General features: G+C 68.4%; 17 protein-coding genes. 6 read left to right on the top strand and 11 right to left on the bottom strand.

Translation table 11 applies throughout. The features are described 5' to 3' along the window. Positions 1-21 precede the first annotated feature (21 nt). Positions 22-621, bottom strand: a complete 600-nt coding sequence (locus ACFVBH_RS31665; RefSeq protein WP_354991281.1) for a TetR/AcrR family transcriptional regulator — start codon at positions 619-621, stop codon at positions 22-24. Positions 622-727: 106 nt separating this feature from the next. Next, entirely contained in the window at positions 728-1,894 is a 1,167-nt protein-coding gene (locus ACFVBH_RS31660; RefSeq protein WP_379007292.1) for a glycoside hydrolase family 3 N-terminal domain-containing protein, read from the bottom strand. Positions 1,895-2,329: 435 nt separating this feature from the next. Between ACFVBH_RS31660 and ACFVBH_RS31655 the strand changes: the two genes are divergently transcribed. Both ACFVBH_RS31655 and ACFVBH_RS31650 read left to right on the top strand, forming a co-directional pair. Continuing rightward, positions 2,330-3,601, top strand: coding sequence for a hypothetical protein (locus ACFVBH_RS31655; protein WP_379007290.1), 1,272 nt, complete (start codon positions 2,330-2,332; stop codon positions 3,599-3,601). Beyond that, entirely contained in the window at positions 3,602-4,957 is a 1,356-nt protein-coding gene (locus ACFVBH_RS31650) for a lipase family protein (protein WP_379007287.1), read from the top strand. Between the two features lie 250 nt (positions 4,958-5,207). On the opposite strand, the gene gnd is transcribed toward ACFVBH_RS31650, so the two are convergent. After that, a complete protein-coding gene (gene gnd / locus ACFVBH_RS31645; RefSeq protein ID WP_379007284.1) occupies positions 5,208-6,236 on the bottom strand; it encodes a phosphogluconate dehydrogenase (NAD(+)-dependent, decarboxylating) in 1,029 nt (342 codons plus the stop codon). A 362-nt stretch (positions 6,237-6,598) separates the two neighbouring features. Between gnd and ACFVBH_RS31640 the strand changes: the two genes are divergently transcribed. After that, on the top strand, positions 6,599-8,344 hold the full coding sequence (locus ACFVBH_RS31640; RefSeq protein ID WP_354991286.1) for a VanW family protein: 1,746 nt from the start codon (positions 6,599-6,601) through the stop codon (positions 8,342-8,344). On the opposite strand, the gene ACFVBH_RS31635 is transcribed toward ACFVBH_RS31640, so the two are convergent. Both ACFVBH_RS31635 and ACFVBH_RS31630 read right to left on the bottom strand, forming a co-directional pair. Beyond that, on the bottom strand, positions 8,331-8,498 hold the full coding sequence (locus ACFVBH_RS31635; RefSeq protein ID WP_379007279.1) for a hypothetical protein: 168 nt from the start codon (positions 8,496-8,498) through the stop codon (positions 8,331-8,333). The genes ACFVBH_RS31640 and ACFVBH_RS31635 overlap by 14 nt on opposite strands. A 584-nt stretch (positions 8,499-9,082) precedes the next feature. Then, positions 9,083-10,909, bottom strand: a complete 1,827-nt coding sequence (locus ACFVBH_RS31630) for an acyl-CoA dehydrogenase (protein ID WP_354991288.1) — start codon at positions 10,907-10,909, stop codon at positions 9,083-9,085. A 334-nt stretch (positions 10,910-11,243) separates the two neighbouring features. Here ACFVBH_RS31630 and ACFVBH_RS31625 point away from each other — a divergent pair, with 334 nt between their 5' ends. Then, positions 11,244-11,846 (top strand): alpha/beta family hydrolase, encoded by a 603-nt coding sequence (locus ACFVBH_RS31625; RefSeq protein ID WP_379007275.1) that lies wholly within the window; start codon positions 11,244-11,246, stop codon positions 11,844-11,846. A gap of 82 nt (positions 11,847-11,928) precedes the next feature. Here ACFVBH_RS31625 and ACFVBH_RS31620 read toward each other — a convergent pair whose 3' ends face one another. The 4 genes from ACFVBH_RS31620 to ACFVBH_RS31605 form a co-directional block, all read right to left on the bottom strand. Continuing rightward, entirely contained in the window at positions 11,929-12,672 is a 744-nt protein-coding gene (locus tag ACFVBH_RS31620; RefSeq protein ID WP_379007272.1) for a methyltransferase domain-containing protein, read from the bottom strand. A 144-nt stretch (positions 12,673-12,816) separates the two neighbouring features. Beyond that, on the bottom strand, positions 12,817-13,926 hold the full coding sequence (locus tag ACFVBH_RS31615) for a DUF4185 domain-containing protein (protein ID WP_354990912.1): 1,110 nt from the start codon (positions 13,924-13,926) through the stop codon (positions 12,817-12,819). A 161-nt stretch (positions 13,927-14,087) separates the two neighbouring features. Next, positions 14,088-14,912 carry a crotonase/enoyl-CoA hydratase family protein gene (locus ACFVBH_RS31610; protein ID WP_379007268.1) on the bottom strand — a complete coding sequence of 275 codons (825 nt, stop codon included), beginning with the start codon at positions 14,910-14,912 and terminating at the stop codon, positions 14,088-14,090. Positions 14,913-14,926: 14 nt separating this feature from the next. Then, a complete protein-coding gene (locus ACFVBH_RS31605; protein WP_379007266.1) occupies positions 14,927-15,706 on the bottom strand; it encodes an alpha/beta fold hydrolase in 780 nt (259 codons plus the stop codon). Positions 15,707-15,928: 222 nt separating this feature from the next. Here ACFVBH_RS31605 and ACFVBH_RS31600 point away from each other — a divergent pair, with 222 nt between their 5' ends. Further along, a complete protein-coding gene (locus tag ACFVBH_RS31600) occupies positions 15,929-16,255 on the top strand; it encodes a hypothetical protein (protein ID WP_379007264.1) in 327 nt (108 codons plus the stop codon). Positions 16,256-16,426: 171 nt separating this feature from the next. Continuing rightward, a complete protein-coding gene (locus ACFVBH_RS31595; RefSeq protein WP_379007261.1) occupies positions 16,427-16,876 on the top strand; it encodes a hypothetical protein in 450 nt (149 codons plus the stop codon). A gap of 64 nt (positions 16,877-16,940) precedes the next feature. Here ACFVBH_RS31595 and ACFVBH_RS31590 read toward each other — a convergent pair whose 3' ends face one another. Both ACFVBH_RS31590 and ACFVBH_RS31585 read right to left on the bottom strand, forming a co-directional pair. Beyond that, entirely contained in the window at positions 16,941-17,408 is a 468-nt protein-coding gene (locus tag ACFVBH_RS31590) for a hypothetical protein (RefSeq protein WP_379007258.1), read from the bottom strand. Positions 17,409-17,669: 261 nt separating this feature from the next. After that, positions 17,670-18,017, bottom strand: a complete 348-nt coding sequence (locus ACFVBH_RS31585; protein ID WP_379007255.1) for a hypothetical protein — start codon at positions 18,015-18,017, stop codon at positions 17,670-17,672. Between the last annotated feature and the right edge of the window lie 5 nt (positions 18,018-18,022).

Below are 18,022 nucleotides of genomic sequence, written 5' to 3'. Positions count from 1 at the left end.
TCCGCGGCAACCCGATCGGGGCTAGTTGTCCTTCTTCTTGCCCGCCAGGCCGCGCCACGCCAGATCATCGAGCAGATCCACCGCTTCCGCCATGTCGACCGTGCCGCTGGCGACCCGGTCGGCGATGGCCTCGCCGGCGCCGATCACCGCCACCGACACCACTTCGAAATTGGTACCGGGCTCGGCGTACTTGGCGCTGGATTCCAGCAATTTCGCGGTGAGTTCGATGACCCGGTCGCGGCTGTTGGATATTTCCGAGGCGAACGGCTGCTGACCCAGGGCCTGCCGGTAGAGCACCTGCCAGGACAGGCGATTCTGATCCACGTACGAAAGGAAGGCTTCGAGCCCGGCGCGCAATTGTTCGTGCGGGCTCAGTTTCGGGTTGCCCGCCACCGCGACCGCCTCGATGAAGCGCATGCTCTCGCGGTGGATGCAGGCCCGGAAGAGTTCGTCCTTGGAGCCGTAGTACAGGTACAGCATGGGCTTGGAGATCTTCGCCTCGGCGGCGATGGCGTCCATGGACGTATCGTGATAGCCCTTGCGCGAGAAGACCTCCACGGCTGCGTCGAGCATCTGTTGCTCGCGCACAGCGCGCGGTAGCCGTTTCGTTCCGCCAGCCATCCACTCTCCTAGACCGTGCTGTACACGTCTGTCCTTACACGTCGAACCCCTATCTTACTCCAAGGTAAGTTCCGCCATTGCGAATTGCCGGTGATTCGCCGGACGGTCAGCAGGTGGGAGCGGTGCCCTTGAACTTTGCCATGCGCAGTACCGAGGCATCCACCTGCGCTCCCGGTAGGCGGCCGGAGCTCACGGCCTGCTCCAACCGGTCCAGCACCGAGGTGACGGCGTCGGTGGTGATCCACAGGGCGTTGTCGGCGCCCGCGACCAGCGACGCTTCCACCGCCTCCTCGATGCTCATGCGACTGGTGATGGCCGCCATGCCCCCGAGATCGTCGGTGAAGATCACCCCGTCGAACGGGGCCGCGCCGTACCCGGTGCCCTGGCGCAGCAGCTGCATGACCTGCGGGCTGATGCTGGCCGGGATGTTCGGCTCGGTCAGTCCGGGCACGTCCAGGTGGCCCACCATGACGGCCGCCCCGGATCCGATCAGCGTGCGGAACGGCACCAGGTCCCGGGTCTGCAGTTCGGCCAGCGGGGGCGTGCGCACCGCGCCGGTGTGCGAATCGCCGGATCCGGCGCCGTGGCCGGGGAAGTGCTTCATGACGCTGCCGACGCCCGCGTCCTTCAGGGCGCGGATGTAGGCGTCGGCGTAGGCGATCACGACGTCGGGCTTGTCGGAGAACGACCGGTCGCCGATGACGCTGTCCGCCGGCTGGCTGCTCACGTCCACATCGGGCGCGAAGTTGACGGTCACGCCGAAGGACTTCAGCTTCTTCGCGCGGTCGAGGCTGAAGGTGTAGAACTCCTCCGGGCTCATGACGTCGACGGTCGCCCGCGCCGACGGCGCTTCGCCTATCAGGTTGCGCACCCGCGAGACCCGGCCGCCCTCCTCGTCGATGGTCACCATCAGCGGGGTCCGGGAGGCGGCCTTGACCTTGTCGATCTGGTGATCGGCCAGCAGCGACGACTCGGTCCACCCGCCGACGAAGATGCCGCCGATCTGCTCGGTGCGCACCACGTTCTCCGCGTCGGCCGCGCCGGTCACGCCGACGGTGAGCAGCTGCGCCAGCTTCTGCCGCAGCGTGAACTGCGACAGGTACCCGGCCGCGCAGTCCCGCGGCGCGGGGCTGGTGCTCGGCGCGAGCGAGGTCTCGGCGGATCCGGTTGTGGTTCCGGCGGATTCGGTCGTGGAGGTGGTGCTGCTGCCACCCGAGCAGGCGGTCAGCACCACGATGGTCATTGCTAGCACGAGGACCGGGAGGGTGCGCATACGTCCGACCGTAGCGACCCGCCGCCACCGGTGGCCATCTCGGCACACGTGTCGCGCCGGGAACGAGGTCGCCGGGCGCGTGCGCGGTGGGTCGCGAAGGCGTCCCGCTGGACGGGCCGGGGCCCGACGAATGCCCGGGCGTTACGCGTTCAAACAAATTCGTGGGAAATGCCACAGCAAATAGCAAATATGTGGCGACTAACACAGTGGCAATTTCACTATTCGTGGACGTACTGGGTAGCGTGCCCCTTTGCGTAGCTAATTATCAGGTCTAGCTGCATGTATACATCTGCCGAAGTGTCGGAGGGGGATTCGTGATCAACGAAGGGCAGATGGCAACGAAGGGGTCGTAGTCCTGATTCAGAGAATCTGCATAGCTCCAGCTAACAGCAGGTTTTCGGATCGGACGGGGCGAAACAGAAGGACTGGAACACTATGCGTATCGGCGCAACGCTGCGCTCCGCAGTGCTCGGCGTGGCGGTGACGCTCGGGCTCGGGCTCGCGGCCGCCACCCCGGCGACGGCGGCCACCGTGGACCGCTATCTCGATCTGCCGCTGGTCAATCGGGACGCCGCTCAGGCCCCCGGCGGGGTCAACCCCGAATTGCCCTACGACCGTGACGAACTCGGTGATCTCCTCGAACAGGCTCGCGCGCAAGGCATTCCGCCCGCCCGCTATAGCGCCCTGCTCTACCAGTACTGGCTGGTCGACGCGACGGGCAAGGCCGGAATCGACCTGCGTGCCTGGGATCCGCGCGCCGGTGTTGGCGCCAATCGCGACAACCTGATCAAGTCCTACCGCTACTACGAGGACCTGCAGCTCGGCCATCGCGAACTGCAGTGGGCCGGCATGGGCGGACAGGTCGGCGCCGACTTCGGCGGCGGGCTCATCGATTTCGAGCTGATGGGCGCCGACCTCTACGGTCTGCCCGGGCTCGCGGACGCCGCGCACCGGGTGCTGGGCGCCGTGCATCAGGCCGCCGGCCCCGCCGCGGTGGCGAGCCTGCCGAGCGGGCTGCGCGCCCTGGCGAACGCCGCGCCGGACATCACGCCCGAGGACGTCCGCTACGTCATCGGGATGATCCTGGTGATGCAGAAGAACATCTTCTCGGACCTGATGCCCATGCACGACGCGTACGTGACCGGCGGTCTGCCCGCGCTGCGTGAATTCGAGGCCGCCGGCCTGTTCGGCGCGGACATCATGGCCGCCTGGGGCGATATCGCCTCCGGTGTGCCCGACCGGGTGGCGGCGGGCAATCGCGTGCTGCTGAACCGGGAACAGGGCTGGGTGGTCAGCAGGCAGTGGGACGAGGTGCGCGCCTACCGGGGCGACATCGGCGCCGCCCTGACCTATGCCACCGGTGCGGCCGGTTCGCCCTCGGTCGCGGGCGTGGTGCCGCCGCGGGAGTTCAACCCCGTGCGCGTGCGGTTCACCACCGCCGACGGCCGCCCCGCGCTGCTGACATTGCCGCTGCCGGACTGGGATTGGTCGGTCTTCGAGTCCCGCTGGGACTACATCAGCAGCGAACTGCTGCCCAAATACCGCTATCAGGTCGAGAACAACTGGCCCGCACTGGAAGCTGCCATGCGGACGCCGTACGAGGTGCAAATGGAATCGAAACGCCCGCTGCTGAACATCCCGCAGCTGCTGTCCTCCGCCGCCGGTGAACTGCGCGTCACCGTGCTGACCCCGGAAGCGGTGAGCTAGATGTCGCGCTGGAAACTGCCCGCCTTCCTGCTGGTCGCGGCGCTGACGCTGGCCGGCGTGGCCACCGGCGCCACCACCGTGCTCGCCGAGCCGGTCGGCGAGGCGCCCGTGAACGAGGTGCCCGGCCTGGACAAGGTGTTCAACGGTTTCGTCATCGGCACGCTGAACACCGCCGAGAACGCCACGCCCGAAGAGAAGTTCGAGGCGCTGCTCGCGAATGATCCCTTCTACCAGGAGCCTTCGCTCACCGGACGGGAGAAGCCCGGGGACATCCTCAAGGCCAAACCGGTCGACGTGATGTTCCTCGGTGTGAAGCCGCGGACGGTCGCCGCGTACAAGCTCATGTACGTGACCACCGCGCCCGACGGCGTCAGCCCGGTCATCAGCACCGGAATCCTGATGATTCCCAAGGACGGCCGGTCCGACGCCGACCGCAAGCTCATCTCCTACCAGGAGGCCAACGACAGCGTCGGCTGGTCGTGCCATCCGAGCACCCAGTGGACCGGCGGCGCGCCGCTGGACGGCTCCTCGTGGTCGGCGCTGGGCCCGCTGGCGCTCATGTTCGACAAGGGCTACGCGGTCATGATCTCCGACGTCGGGAACGACGCGGATCGCGATCCGCACGGGGTGTTCGTGGGCACCTACGCCGGGCACGCCCAATTGGACGGCGCGCGTGCGGCTTTGGCGCTGCCCGAGTCGGGTCTGGATCCCGCCGCGCAGATCGCGCTGTTCGGCGTCGCGGGCGGCGGTGTGGGAGCGGCGTTCTCGGCCGAGATGGCGCCCGCCTACGCGCCCGAGCTGAACATCAAGACCACGGTCATGGAGGGCATGGTCGTGGATCCGGGCAACTTCATGCGCGTCACCAGCGGTTCGGTCGGCTCCGGTTTCGCGCTGGCGACCCTGCTGGGGCTCGAGCCCTGGTACCCGGAGATGCGGGTGAACGACAAGCTCAATCCCGCCGGGCAGGCGCTGGCGAACTTCTACCGCACGCAGTGCCAGGTGCCCGCCTACTTCGGCCTGCCGTTCGTGCCGATGGAGGCGCTGTTCACCTCGGGGCTCAATCCCGCGGACGAACCCGACTTCCAGGAGGCGTTCCGGAACAACATCCTGGGGCGCAACGGAACTCCGCGTTCCAAGATCATGATCTCGTCCTGCGCCAAGGATGATTCGCCGATGTCGCTGGTGCCCGCCAAGGACGCCCGCGATCTGGCCGACACCTACCGGTCGCAAGGTGCGGACGTCACCTACGCGCCCACCGACTGCTCCATGGAGCGCTTCATCACCGACATGTACGGCTGGGGCGTCGATCTGTTCGGCATGCAGACCATCGACTGGATCGACCGCAATTTCGACTGACAGGAGTACGGCCATGATGGCAATCGTGGATGGATTGGTGTACCTGCTCACCTTCGGACCGCTCGCGGTGGCGAAGATGGCGGCGCAGGCCCTGGGCCTGTGACGCGCGGCAGGTAGCGAGCAAGAACGACGGTGGCTCCCGGTGAATGACCGGGAGCCACCGTCGTATGCGCCGTCCGGCGTCGAAAGTTATTGCCGCCCGCGGTGGTTCGGTGATCCCGGATGCGCGGATCGCACGCCGGGACCCGCACTACTGCTTCGGCAGCTCGTGATGCCCGCCGAACGCCTGGCGCATGGCCGAGAGCACCTTGTCCGCGTACAGCGATTCCCCGCGCGAGGAGAACCGCTGGAACAGCGCCGCGGACAGCACCGGGGCGGGCACCCCCTCGTCGATGGCGGCGTCCAGGGTCCAGCGGCCTTCCCCGGAGTCCGAGACCCGGCCGCCGAAGGAGTCCAGGTTCGGGTCGGCGTGCAGTGCCGCCGCGGTCAGGTCCAGCAGCCAGGACGCGACCACCGATCCCCGCCGCCACACCTCGGTGACCTCGGGAACGTCGATGTCGTACCGGTAGAACTCGGGGTGCTCGAGGGGCGTCACCTCGGCGGAGTGCTCGGTGTCGGCCGCGTTCCCGATATCGGCTCGGTGCAGGATGTTCATGCCTTCGGCGTAGGCCGCCATGGCCCCGTATTCGATGCCGTTGTGCACCATCTTCACGAAGTGCCCGGCGCCGGCCGGACCGCAGTGCAGGTAGCCCTGCTCCGCCTGGGAGGGGGCGCCGGTGCGCCCGGGCGTGCGCGGCGCGGCCTCGACGCCGGGCGCGATGGATTTCAGCAGCGGGTCCAGGTACGCGACCTGCTCCGCTTCGCCCCCGATCATCAGGCAGAAGCCGCGGTCGAGGCCGAACACGCCGCCCGAGGTGCCGATGTCGACGTAGTGAATGCCCTTGGGCCGCAGGTCGTTCGCGCGCCGGATGTCCTCGTGGTACCGGCTGTTGCCGCCGTCGATGACGATGTCGCCGGCTTCGAGCAGACCCGCGAGTTCGGTGATCACCGCCCCGGTGGCCCCGGCCGGGATCATCACCCACACCACCCGCGGGGCCTCGAGCGCGGCCACGAACTTCGCCAGGTCGGTGGTGCCGGAGAAGCTGTCGCCCAATTCGGCGGTGAGCGCGTCGATCTGCGGGGTGTGGCGTTCGTAGCCGACGGCGGTGTGCCCGTCCCGGACGATGCGGCGCACGATGTTGCCGCCCATCCGGCCGAGCCCGATCATTCCGAGCTGCATTCCGGTCTCCTCGAGTCATCTCGAGCCTCGTCGTTCCCAGGCTCTGCCTGTGCGCGAGCGGGCGGGGCCCGGCTCGCATCGCGAACTGTCTCGATTGTCCCAGTCGAAGTCGCCGGAAGTTTTTTCGCCACTCGTGCGGATCGGGTGTAACGACCCCGAACGGGCCCCGATAGACGGGGTGGCTCCGTGCTGTTGCCAGACCCCCGACCCGGCAACCGCACGGGGCTCTTTCATATCCCGGCAACATGTTGCACAGTGTTTGCTGTGAGTCTTGACAAGCGGCACGTGTCGGCCCGGACCATTATGGTGGGCGGTGAACTCGCGCCTGCGGGTCGGTATTCCACCATTTGGGAGGATGGTTCGTGACCATCGAAAGTCCCGGGCGTCATGCGAAGTCGCGGCGCACCGCCGATGACCCGGCGCCCGGACGGCAGTTCCTGAACTCCGCGGCGGCAAAGCGCGCCGGGATCGCGGCAGGTGTGCTGATGGCCGCCGGCGGCCTGGCTTTCGCCCTGGACTTCGGGCTATCGTCCGGAAACGTGCCGCGCGGGGTCGAGGTCGCGGGCGTGGATATCGGCGGGATGGACCGCGAACAGGCGCAGGCCCGGCTGGAACAGGTGCTGAACCAGCGCGCCACCCAGCCGCTGACCGTGCGCATCGGCGATGTGAAGACCGAGGTGGTGCCCAAGAACGCCGGATTGTCGGTGGACTGGAGCGGCACCTGGGATCGGATCGGCGACCAGCCGGTGAATCCGTTCACCCGCGTGTGGTCCCTGTTCGGCACCCGCGTCGTGGAGCCAGCCGCCATCGTCGACAACACCGCCATGACAGCCCAGCTGGACGCCCTGCGCGCGGGCGATCGGCAGCCCGTCGAGGGCGGGGTCGTCTTCGAGGGCGCGAAACCGGTAGGCGTACAGCCCATCCCGGGCCGGGTCCTGGACGTCGCGGCCGCGCGCGAGACGCTGGCCGAGCACTGGTCCGACGGTTCGCCGCTGGAACTGCCCGCCGTGGAGACCGAGGCCACCGTGCACGCCGACGCGGTCGCGCGCACGCTGCGCGAGGTCGCCGAACCCGCGGTGCGCGCGCCGATCACCTTCACCGGCAAGGGCGGCAACGCGGTGCTGGAACCCGAGCAGATCGGCGGCGCGCTCGCCTTCGCGCCCGATGGGCAAGGCGGGCTTGCGCTCTCGTACAACAACGAGGCGCTGATCGCCGCGCTCGGACCGCAGTTGAAGGACACCGAGGTCGAGCCCAAGGACGCCACCTTCACCCTGACGGGCGGGCGCGCGACGGTGGTGCCCGCCGTCGTGGGCGACACCATCAACTGGGACAAGACCTTCGAAAATCTTGCCGCCCTGCTGGTTTCCGCCGGCGACCGCAGCCGGACCGTGGTCTACGAGCAGGTCAAGCCCAAGCTGACCACCGACGACGCCGGCAAGCTGGGCGTGAAAGAGGTCATCGGCTCCTTCACCACCAGCGGTTTCAGCGGCCCGTCGGGGGTGAACATCCGCGTCACCGCCACCAAGGTGAACGGCGCGGTGGTCAAGCCCGGCGAGACGTTCTCGCTCAACGACTTCACCGGCCCGCGCGGCGTCGCCGAGGGCTACGTCGAGTCCGGGATCATCGACAAGGGCCGCCCGAGCACCGCGGTCGGCGGCGGCATCAGCCAGTTCGCCACCACCCTCTACAACGCCGCGTACTTCGCGGGCCTCGAGGACGCCGGCCACACCGAGCACAGCTACTACATCTCGCGCTATCCCGCCGCCCGCGAGGCCACGGTCTTCGACGGCGCGATCGACCTGAAGTTCCGCAATCAGACCCCGTACGGCGTCTTCATCGAAACCTCCACCACCGCTTCCGAAGTCACGGTCCGCATGTGGAGCACGAAGACGGTCGAGGTCGAGTCCGTCACCGGCGAGCGCACCAAGCCCACCGAACCCAACACGGTGACCCTGCCCAAGGGCAAGGACTGCATCGCCTCCGAAGGCGCCCCCGGCTTCACCACCTCCGACACCCGGATCATCCGCGACGCGGCGACCCGCAAGGAGATCTCCCGCCACACCCGCACGGTGAAATACGACCCCATCCCGGTGGTCAAGTGCGAGTAGCGGCCCCGCTCTCGGGATAGGCGTACCGATCGATGGCGACCGCCGCGAACACAATCGCGACGGTCGCCATCGCCGGTTCCAGGTAGATCCGCGAGCGCAGCGCGGGCAGCAGATCCAGCAGTTCGTCCTGCACCAGCACCCGGGCGTCACCCACCCCGCTCCGAGTGTCAGCGCTCCCGCGACCTGCCGGCGGTACCCCGGTCCACGCCGTCTCCCCATCCGCAACACGCACCCCAAACTATCCCGGTGTCGTGGATGAACCTGGGGACAACTGTGGAGAACCCGGGTGAATGCCCGCCCGCGGGCCTGTCCCCAGCCCTCCCGGGGCCGGCTGTGGAAAACCGCGCGGACCCGTCCGCCGGGCTCCCGTCCGCCGCGCCGGACAACGACACGCGGGGTGTGATTCGCCAGGTCAGGAGGGGATTGGTGTAGGGATCCGACGTCTCCGGAAACCCGCCGCGAACCCGCGTGGACGCGACCGTCCGGGTGCGGCGATGCGCATATGACAAAAGTTATCCACAGGCGGTGGATAGATCTTGGGATAGATCTGTGGTTGAGCCACAACACCTAGTGGTCGATCACCCGTCCGCACCACACGCTGTGGATAGCCGTGCTCGGACCATCGCCCTTTCGGAGCCACCTCGGAGCCCCTCGGAACAGCAGTGCGCCCCGGGACCGTGGTCCCGGGGCGCACCGAGTCTTACTCGTGGATTCCCGGCGAGGCGGGGACTCCGACTCCTAGAAGGCGGCTTCGTCCAGCTCCATGATGTCGTTGTCGAGGTTCGACAGGACGGTGCGGGTCGAGGTCAGCTCCGGCAGGATGTTGCGCGCGAAGAACTGCGCGGTCGCGACCTTGCCGGTGTAGAACGCCTCGGTGGAGCCGTTGTCGAGGGCCTTGATGGCGACCTCGGCCTGCTGCAGCAGCTGCCAGCCGATGAGCAGGTCGCCGACCGACATCAGGAAGCGGACCGAGCCCAGGCCGACCTTGTAGAGCTCCTTGGGGTCTTCCTGCGCGCCCATCAGGTGCCCGGTCAGGGTGGCGGCCATGGCCTGCACATCCTCGAGGGCGGTGGCGAGCAGCTTGCGCTCCTGCTTCAGGCGGCCATTGCCACCCTCGCGCTCGATGAACGCCTGCACCTGGCCGGCGACGTGGGCCAGGGCCACACCGCGGTCACGGGCGATCTTGCGGAAGAAGAAGTCCTGCGCCTGGATGGCGGTGGTGCCCTCGTACAGCGAGTCGATCTTGGCGTCGCGGATGTACTGCTCGATCGGGTAGTCCTGCAGGAAGCCGGAGCCACCGAAGGTCTGCAGCGATTCGGTCAGGTACTGGTAGGCGCGCTCGGAGCCGACACCCTTGACGATCGGCAGCAGCAGATCGTTGACGCGGAACGCGGTGTCCTTGTCGGCGCCCGAAACCAGCTGCGCGACATCCTCGTTCTGGTGCGCGGCGGTGTAGAGGTAGATCGCGCGCAGGCCCTCGGCGTACGCCTTCTGGGTCGCGAGCGAACGACGCACGTCCGGGTGGTGGGTGATGGTCACGCGGGGCGCGGCCTTGTCGGTCATCTGGGTCAGGTCGGCGCCCTGGACGCGGATCTTGGCGTACTCCAGCGCGTTCAGGTAACCGGTCGACAGGGTGGCGATGGCCTTGGTGCCGACCATCATGCGAGCGTTCTCGATGACGTCGAACATCTGCGCGATGCCGTTGTGCACCTCGCCGACGAGCCAGCCCTTGGCGGGAACGCCGTGGCCGCCGAAGGTGACCTCACAGGTGGCCGAGACCTTGATGCCCATCTTGTGCTCGACGTTCGTCACGAAGACGCCGTTGCGCTCGCCGATGGTGTCGGTGTCGAAGTCGAAGTGGAACTTCGGCACGTAGAACAGGGACAGGCCCTTGGTGCCCGGTCCGGCGCCCTCGGGGCGAGCCAGCACCAGGTGCATGATGTTCTCGAACAGGTCGTCGGAGTCGCCCGAGGTGATGAAGCGCTTGACGCCCTCGATGTGCCAGGTGCCGTCTTCCTGCTTGATCGCCTTGGTGCGGCCGGCGCCGACGTCGGAGCCCGCGTCGGGCTCGGTCAGCACCATGGTGGCGCCCCAGTTGCGGTCCGCGATCTTCTGAGCCCACTTCTTCTGCTCATCGGTGCCGTTGTTGTAGAAGACCTGCGCGAATCCCGCACCGGCGGCGTACATCTGGGCCGGCGGGTTGGCGCCGAGGATCATCTCGCCCAGGGCCCAGCCGACGACGGAGGGGGCGCCGAGGCCACCGAGCTCCTCGCGCACGGGCACCTTGGACCACTCGCCGTCTTCGAGCGCCTTGTAGGACTTCTTGAAGGACTCGGGGAGCGTGACGGTGTGGGTCTCGGGATCGAAGGTCGGCGGGTTGCGGTCACCGTCGACGAACGAGTCGGCCAGCGGGCCCTCGGCCAGACGCTTGACCTCGGAGAGCATTTCCTTCACGGTGTCGCTGTCCAGGTCACCGTAGGCGCCGTTGTCCAGCAGGCTACCCAGGCCGAGCACCTCGAAGAGGTTGAACTCGAGGTCGCGGATGTTGGCTTTGTAGTGACCCATGGTCGTACTCACTCTCCATTGAGATGGGTGCGGTTCGGTGGTTGCCGTTCCCGCCCATTAGGCCCATCGGGTAGACACCGTAAAGAAGCGCTACTGACGGGTAACTTATGTGCCATGTTACCGACCGGTAGGGCGGTGGCCAAGGTGATCGGGGCCGAATGTGACCAGAAGCACCCAGTTTGCTGATCAATAGCGAACCCGTTGGGCGCGTACCGATCCCGTTATCGCAGCTAGCGACGTTCCTCACGGGACGCACCGGGCGGCTATGAGCTTTCGGCGGGGACGCGCGGTGTGCCGTCGCGGCGGGTGCGGGGCGGCTGGCTACGGTGCGCTCATGCGCATCGAGACGACGGCCGGACCGGCCGAGGTGGACATCGAGCGGACGGGCCGGAGCAGGCCCGCGTTCCTGTTGGTGCTCACCCATGGATCCGGGGGCGGTGTCGACGCGAAAGATCTTCTCGCCGTTCGTGATTCAGCGGTGGCGCGGGGCGGGGCCGTGGCCGCGGTGACGCAGCCGTACCGGGTGGCGGGCCGGCGCGCACCGGGTAAGGCGGAGACGCAGGACGCCGCCTGGCTGGAGATCATCGCGGCGCTGCGCAAGAAATTCCGCGGCGTCCCGCTGATCCAGGGCGGGCGCAGCAACGGCGCGCGGGTGGCCTGCCGCACCGCGCGCGACGCCGGGGCGCGCGGCGTTCTCGCGCTGTCGTTTCCGCTGCATCCGCCCGGGAAGCCGGAGAAGTCCCGGCGGGACGAACTGCTCGCGCCGGGGGACATCCCCGTGCTGGTGATCAACGGCGCGCGCGACCCGTTCGGCATCCCGGACGCGGCCGACGCGGCGGAGGTTCACGTCGTCGCCGGGCAGGCGCATTCCTATCGCGCGGGCTTCGACGAGATCGTCGCGACCGTCGAGCCGTGGCTCGAGCGCTGGATCCGCTAGCGGTTCACCCGTCGCGGCGGACCCGCCCTCCCTCGGGTGGCGGCGCCCGCTCGGTGACCGCGCCCGAGCTGCGCGCTCGACCTCAGCGCGGCGGAGCGGCCGATTCGTCCGGCCCGTCGACCCCGAGTCCCTCGAGTTCGGCGTCGTCCCGGATCGGCGGCGGGCCGGGCCGGGTCGCGACCACCAGCGAGTCGATGGCGTCCCGGTTCTCGGTGGCGCGCCGCACCCGCTCCGCCACCCGAATGTCCAGGTCGTCGCGCGCCGGGCCGAGCTCGGCGACGATGTCGTCCGGGGTGAACAGCAGGGCCGGATCCTGTTCGCCGCCATGGCCTTCGGTGAGGTTGGCGGGATCATTGCCCAGCACCACCAGCACGCCCTCGGGCACGAGCAGATCGGCGGCCCGCAGCAGCAGGGCGCGGCGTTGCTCGGCGGGCAGGTGCAGATGCGCGATCAGGATCAATTCGTACGGGCCGGTGATCCCGGCGCGGTCGAGCTCGTTCACGTCGGCCCAGTGCCACCGAATGCGGCTGCGCACCGAACGCGACAGGCGGGACGCCACCGTGCGGCCCTTGTCGACCCCGGCCTGGGAGTAGTCGATGGCGTCCACCGCCCAGCCGTGGGTGGCGAGCCAGAGCGCGTTGCGGCCTTCGCCGCAGCCCAGGTCGAGCGCGCGCGGCAGTTCCGGCCGCGGTTCGCCGACCGCGTGCGGGCCGTCCGGAAACCGGCGTTCGAGCCCGAAGACCTGTTCCACGACGGTGTCGTCGGGCGGTGCGCCCCACACCAATTCGGTGCGGCTGTAGAACTCGTCCCACGCGGCGGCATCCATGGGTCCGAGTCTATGGGCGCGGCGGCGCCGCCGAACGGTGGCGGCCGCCACCGCTGCCGCGGGACGGCCCCCGGGGCGGGCACGGACGCGAAACGGCCGCGAACACCGGCGGTGTTCGCGGCCGAATGTCTCAGCGCCGCAGCCTCAGAGCTGGGTCTTCATCAGGATCACGTTGTACTGGCTGTGCACGGTGGTGAGGAAGTACAGGTCGCGCCCGGTCTGGTACGGGAAGATCGACGGCGCGTACGCGGTCGGCAGTTCCCGGGTGTCGATGAGCACTTCGGGTCCGCCCCACGGGCCTTCCGGGCTGGGTGCGCGGTACATGACCACCGAGTTCCACGGGTCCGTGGTGAGCATGATGTATTGCCCGAGGTAGTCGTTCCACATGACCGACATCTCGGAGATGCCGCCGCCGATGACCGGGGTCGCCCCGTCCACGTCGCCGCGCTTCCACTGATCGCCGACCCAGTATTCGTAGGCGCCGAGATCGCCGATGGCGGCCTCGGGCACCCGGGCGACGTACGCGGGGTTGTTGCGCCCCGAGGCGGTGCCGTACTCGTAGACGAAGCCGCCGGCCTTGACGAACGAGTTCATCTGGAAGTTGCCGTTGCCGCCCTCGTCGGGCCGCCGGGTGCCGGGCAGTTCCACCCAGTTCTCGCCGTTGTCGCCGGAGACGGCGAGGCCGGAGAAGTTGGTGGTCCACTCGCCGACGTCGTCCCAGGTCTTGACCGACATCAGGCTCATGTACTGGGTGCCCCCGACCGAGATGGCCGCGGTGGGGATGCGGCTGATCTCGAGGAACGGAATCTTGGGGCTGGGGATCAGATCCCGCGCCTGCCCGAAGACGTCGCGCACCACGCTGTCGAAGTAGATGCCGTTGGCGGGATCCTGGGTGTGCGAGCGCACCAGGATGTTGGAACGCCAGGCCCAGGTGCTGCCGACCAGCAGGTTCGGGAAGCCGAGCCCGGCGGTGTCGCCGAAGGTCGTCAGCATCTCGCCGTGGCCGTTGTCCCACATGATGCCGAGGTCGGTGCCCAGCACGTTGTAGGTCTGGGTGTTGTTCGGGCTCGCCATCCCGGTGACCTGGAAGACGGCCTTGGACCGTCCGGGCAACTGGGGTAGCCCGTGGGTGCCGTTGAGCACCGGAATCGGGTTGATGGCGTTAGGGTTGGCCGCTGCCGGAGATGTCACGGTGAGGAGCAAGGCCGTGGCGCCTGCTATCGCGGACAGCAGCAGGGGGGCGGTCTTGGTCAATTGCGTGGGCCCTCCGGTTCTCGCCGAATAATGCGCGACCACACGGTATGTGACGGGTCGCACAAAGTGCTCGACTCGCTGGCAAAGTGTGAAAATGCTAACAGCGGAACGGGTCTCCGTCAGATCGAGACCGGGTATTTGCCGGGGGTTGGCTCGGATCGTTATTTCGTACCACGACTCAGGGCCTGACGGACGATCAAAGGCAGCTGTGTCGCGCGTTCGATTGCGAGAGTTCGTCGAATCGTTGCCTCCCAGCTGCGATCGAACAGTCGCTTGGCGCTCGCGACGGTGTGTGCCGGGCGGGCGGCGATGCGGTCGGCGAGTCGTTCGGCGGCGGCGATCGGGTCGGCGTGCACCTCGGTCACCAGGCCGATGCGCTCGGCGTACGCCGCGTCCACCGGATCGGCGGTCATGGTGAGCAGCAGGGCCTGGTCCAGGCCGATCAGCCGGGACAGTGTGGCCGCGCCGGTCATGTCGGGGATGAGCCCGTGCTTGGCCTCCATGACCGCGAATTCGGCGTCGGGCGTGACGAATCGGAAGTCGGCGGCGAGCGCGATCTGCAGGCCGCCGCCGTAGCAGCGGCCGTGCACGGCGGCGATGACCGGCTGCGGCAGCCGGCGCCACGCCCAGCACGCCTCCTGGAAGAGATTGGTGCCGCGCCACGGCAGCGGGATGAATCCGCGCACGATTGCCACCGGATCGCCCATTGCCTTGGCGATATCCAATCCGGAGGAGAAGCTCGGTCCGTTGCCGGTCAGGATGACGGCGCGGATGTCCTTGCGCTGCTCGACGACTCCGGCGACGCGCACGAGTTCGCGCAGCATGTCCAGGGTCAGGCCATTGTGCTTGTCGGGGCGATCCAGGCACACGTAGGCGCGATCGCCCGCGAAACGCAGGGACACATTGTTCTTGGTGACGGCGGCGGGCGCGCCGGTGCCCGCCGCGCTGTTCTCGAGAGTGCTGCTGGTCGAATCGCTGGTGCTCACGGCAGTTCCTTCGCTCATCCCCGCCGATCCAGCAGCAGCTGGGCGCAGCGGTCCGGGTCGTCGTAGAACGGTGTGTGCCCGCTGCCGGGCAGCGTGACGTGCCGGGCGCCGGGCAGTAGAGCGCGGGCACGGCGGGCCTGGGTGGCGTACGTGAGAAGTATGTCGCGATTGCCCCAGGCGATGGTCACCGGGAGGTGGTCGACCGCGCTGGGATCGGGCAGCCGGAAACCGGTGAAGGAGGCCAGCGCGGGGTCGAACCCTTCCGCGCCGAGCAGGCCTTCGACGGTCTCGATCGCGACGCGCGGTTCCAGCGCCCACGCCCGGCCGAACACCAGACTGGTCAGCGCGGTGCGCCCGGCGGTGTTGCCGAGAATGGCCGGGGCGATCGGGCGCAGCAGGGTGCTCAGGTTCTTGGCGCGGCCCAGCGCCTGCTGGCACCACACCCGGCCGGCGGTATCCCAGAAGCCGATGGGGGAGTAGGCGGTGACCGAGCGGGCGACGCCGCGCGCGGCCAGATCGAGCGCGATGCCGCCGCCCATGGAATTGCCCGCCAGGTGCGGGGAGTCGATGCCCCGCGCGGCGAGGAAGTCCACCAGCGCGTCGGCGAGGGTCGAGACGGTGGTGTGCGCCAGCGGCGCGCTGGCCCCGAAGCCGGGCAGGTCGACGGCGATGACCTCGTAGGCCGCGGCCAGGGTGTCGATGACGGGTTCCCAGACCTGCCAGCGACTTCCGACGCCGTGCACGAGCACCAGGGGCTCGCCGCTGCCGGTGCGGTAATGGTTCAGCTCGGTCATCTCGACTCCCCTGGGCGTATGGCGGTGGATCGACCCTAACAGTCGTTGGCAGGCGGCCAATTGTGGATTTCGGCCGGTGTCGGGCGTGGCTCGGGACCCGCGCCGAGCATCGCCCCGTACCCGCGCCGAGCACCGCTTTCGATGAGCGCTGCACAATGCCCCGGTTCTGTGAGATCGTTCCTGCGGCACTCAGCCCCACCGTTCATGAGAATCGAGGAACCCGTGCGCATTTCCCTGATCGCCGCCGCGCTCGTCGCCCTGCCACTGCTGGCCGCCTGCGGCAGTGACGACGACAAGGCTCCGGCAGTCACCGCGGCGGAGGTGTCGAAGGCGCTGCAGGACGGCGGCCTCAAGGACACCAAGCTGGCCGACTGCGCGGCGAAGATCTATGTGGACGAGGGGATTTCGCAGGACGGGCTGCGTCTGATGATCAAGAACGACGCCAAGGCGGCCTCGGCCACCGATCCGGAATCCATGGGTATGACCTCCGGCGACGCCGAGAAGGCGCGCTCGGCGACGAATAAGATCGTGGGCGAGTGCCTGAAGTAGGGCGCTGACCCGGGGGCAGGCTCGGCGGTCGGGGACGGCACAGGCGCTGCCCCGCCTGGGTTTTAAGCGGTTCCCTGTCGGATCGCAAGGGGCGGGGGGCAGTCTCGGGTGACGGCGTGGTCCGTCATCGGAGACACCCCCTCCGTCATCCGACAGAGCTAGGAACTTGTTATGCGGAAATCTGTATTCGCGGCGGCGCTGCTGGCGCTCCCGCTGCTGGCGGCCTGCGGCACGGACGAGTCGTCCACCGCCCCCACCACTCTCGCGCCCGTGAGCTCCGCTCCGGTCACCACGTCCCCGGGCGCCACCACGGCCCCGCTGACCTCCGGTTCGGCTCCGAAGTCGACCACGAAGTCCGACGCCACCACACCGGGCGCGGTCCCGTCGGGCGCGCTGGCGGTCCCGATCATCTCGCAGTCCCTGCAGGACAAGGGCGGCCTGGACGCGAAGACCGCCGACTGCGTCGCGAAAATCTATGTGGACGAGGACCTTTCGCAGAACGGCCTGACCAAGATCATCGAGAAGGGCAACACGAACAACCCCGCCGAACTGGGCCTGAGCATGGACGATCTCCGCAAGGCCGCCTCCGCCGCCACCCGCGTGGTGAAGGAATGCTCCTGAGTTCGTGACCGTGCGCCCCGCCCGCCCGGCGGACGGGGCGCACGAACCGGGTCATCTCACCCGGTCAGCACTGACTCGGCTCACCGATCTTGACGACCGACAGCACGGCCTCGCCCTCGGTGAACGGTGTTCCCGCGGCCGGAGATTGGGCGACGACCACCCAATTGCTGTCGAGGATCTGCTTGCGATCGGCGCCGGTCGCATCCTTCGATCGCGAGAAGAAGACGCCCGCTTCCTGGATGGTGTCCTGTGCGGCCTGCAGGTTCATGCAGACGACGCTCGGCATGAGGGCGGCGGGCGCTACGGCGGGTGCGGAGGTGGTCGGTGCGGCGGTCCCGGGCGCCTGCGTGGCGGGTGCGGGCAGTGCGGCGGGTGCGGACGTGGTGGTGATCGCGGCCGGCGCGGCCGGGGGAGCGGTGGTGCTCGTCCGGGTGGATTCGGTCGTCGTCGCGCAGGCGGTGAGGGCGCAGAGCACGCCCAGCAGTGCGGTGGAATTGCCCGTTGTACGCGCGGTCGGGCGGAATCGGTGCATGGCTTCTCTCTCGAATTGGCGCATCGCCGAACGGCCGTCGGGCACGTCGCCCGGCCGTCGGCCTGAGACCGGTATCGAATCGGCCGACCATGTGGCGAGCACATACGAAAGAGTGCCGAGACCCGCACCGGTCGGTGCGTCCGGAACAGCTCCGATGATCGAGAATCGGTAGGCCGATGCAGAATCCGAACGCCGTTGGGGAGAAAGTATCGACGGTGCTCGGCGCGCCGCAAGCGGCGAAACGAAGGTTGGCACGCTATGTCATCGGTTGCCGAGAATGTCTCCGGGACGCTCGACAACCAAGTCGGAATGGTCGCCTTTGTATGAAATACGAGAATTGATATCGGATTTCGGGACGGGGGCGCTGACGGTTCCCCGGGCGGCTGCCTGACCGAGGCGCACGAAGACCACGCGCGGATCGTCGGCGATGGCCAGCCCGGCCCGGACGATGAGGCCCGGGTCGGCGAGCATCGCCAACAGGACGTGCTCGACGCCGATGTTCGGGGCGCTCCCCGCGACCGCGATGTCCTCGGCTTTGGTCATCAGGGCCGCGAGGTCCGGCGAGCACGCGAACGTGGAGACCGGCTGATCGGCGTTCGTCTTGTCCATGACCC

Origin of the sequence: Nocardia sp. NPDC057668, assembly GCF_042799795.1 — a bacterium.
Lineage (GTDB): Bacteria > Actinomycetota > Actinomycetes > Mycobacteriales > Mycobacteriaceae > Nocardia.
The sequence above is the reverse complement of the archived record's forward strand: the minus strand, read 5'-3'. Positions and strand labels throughout refer to the sequence as shown.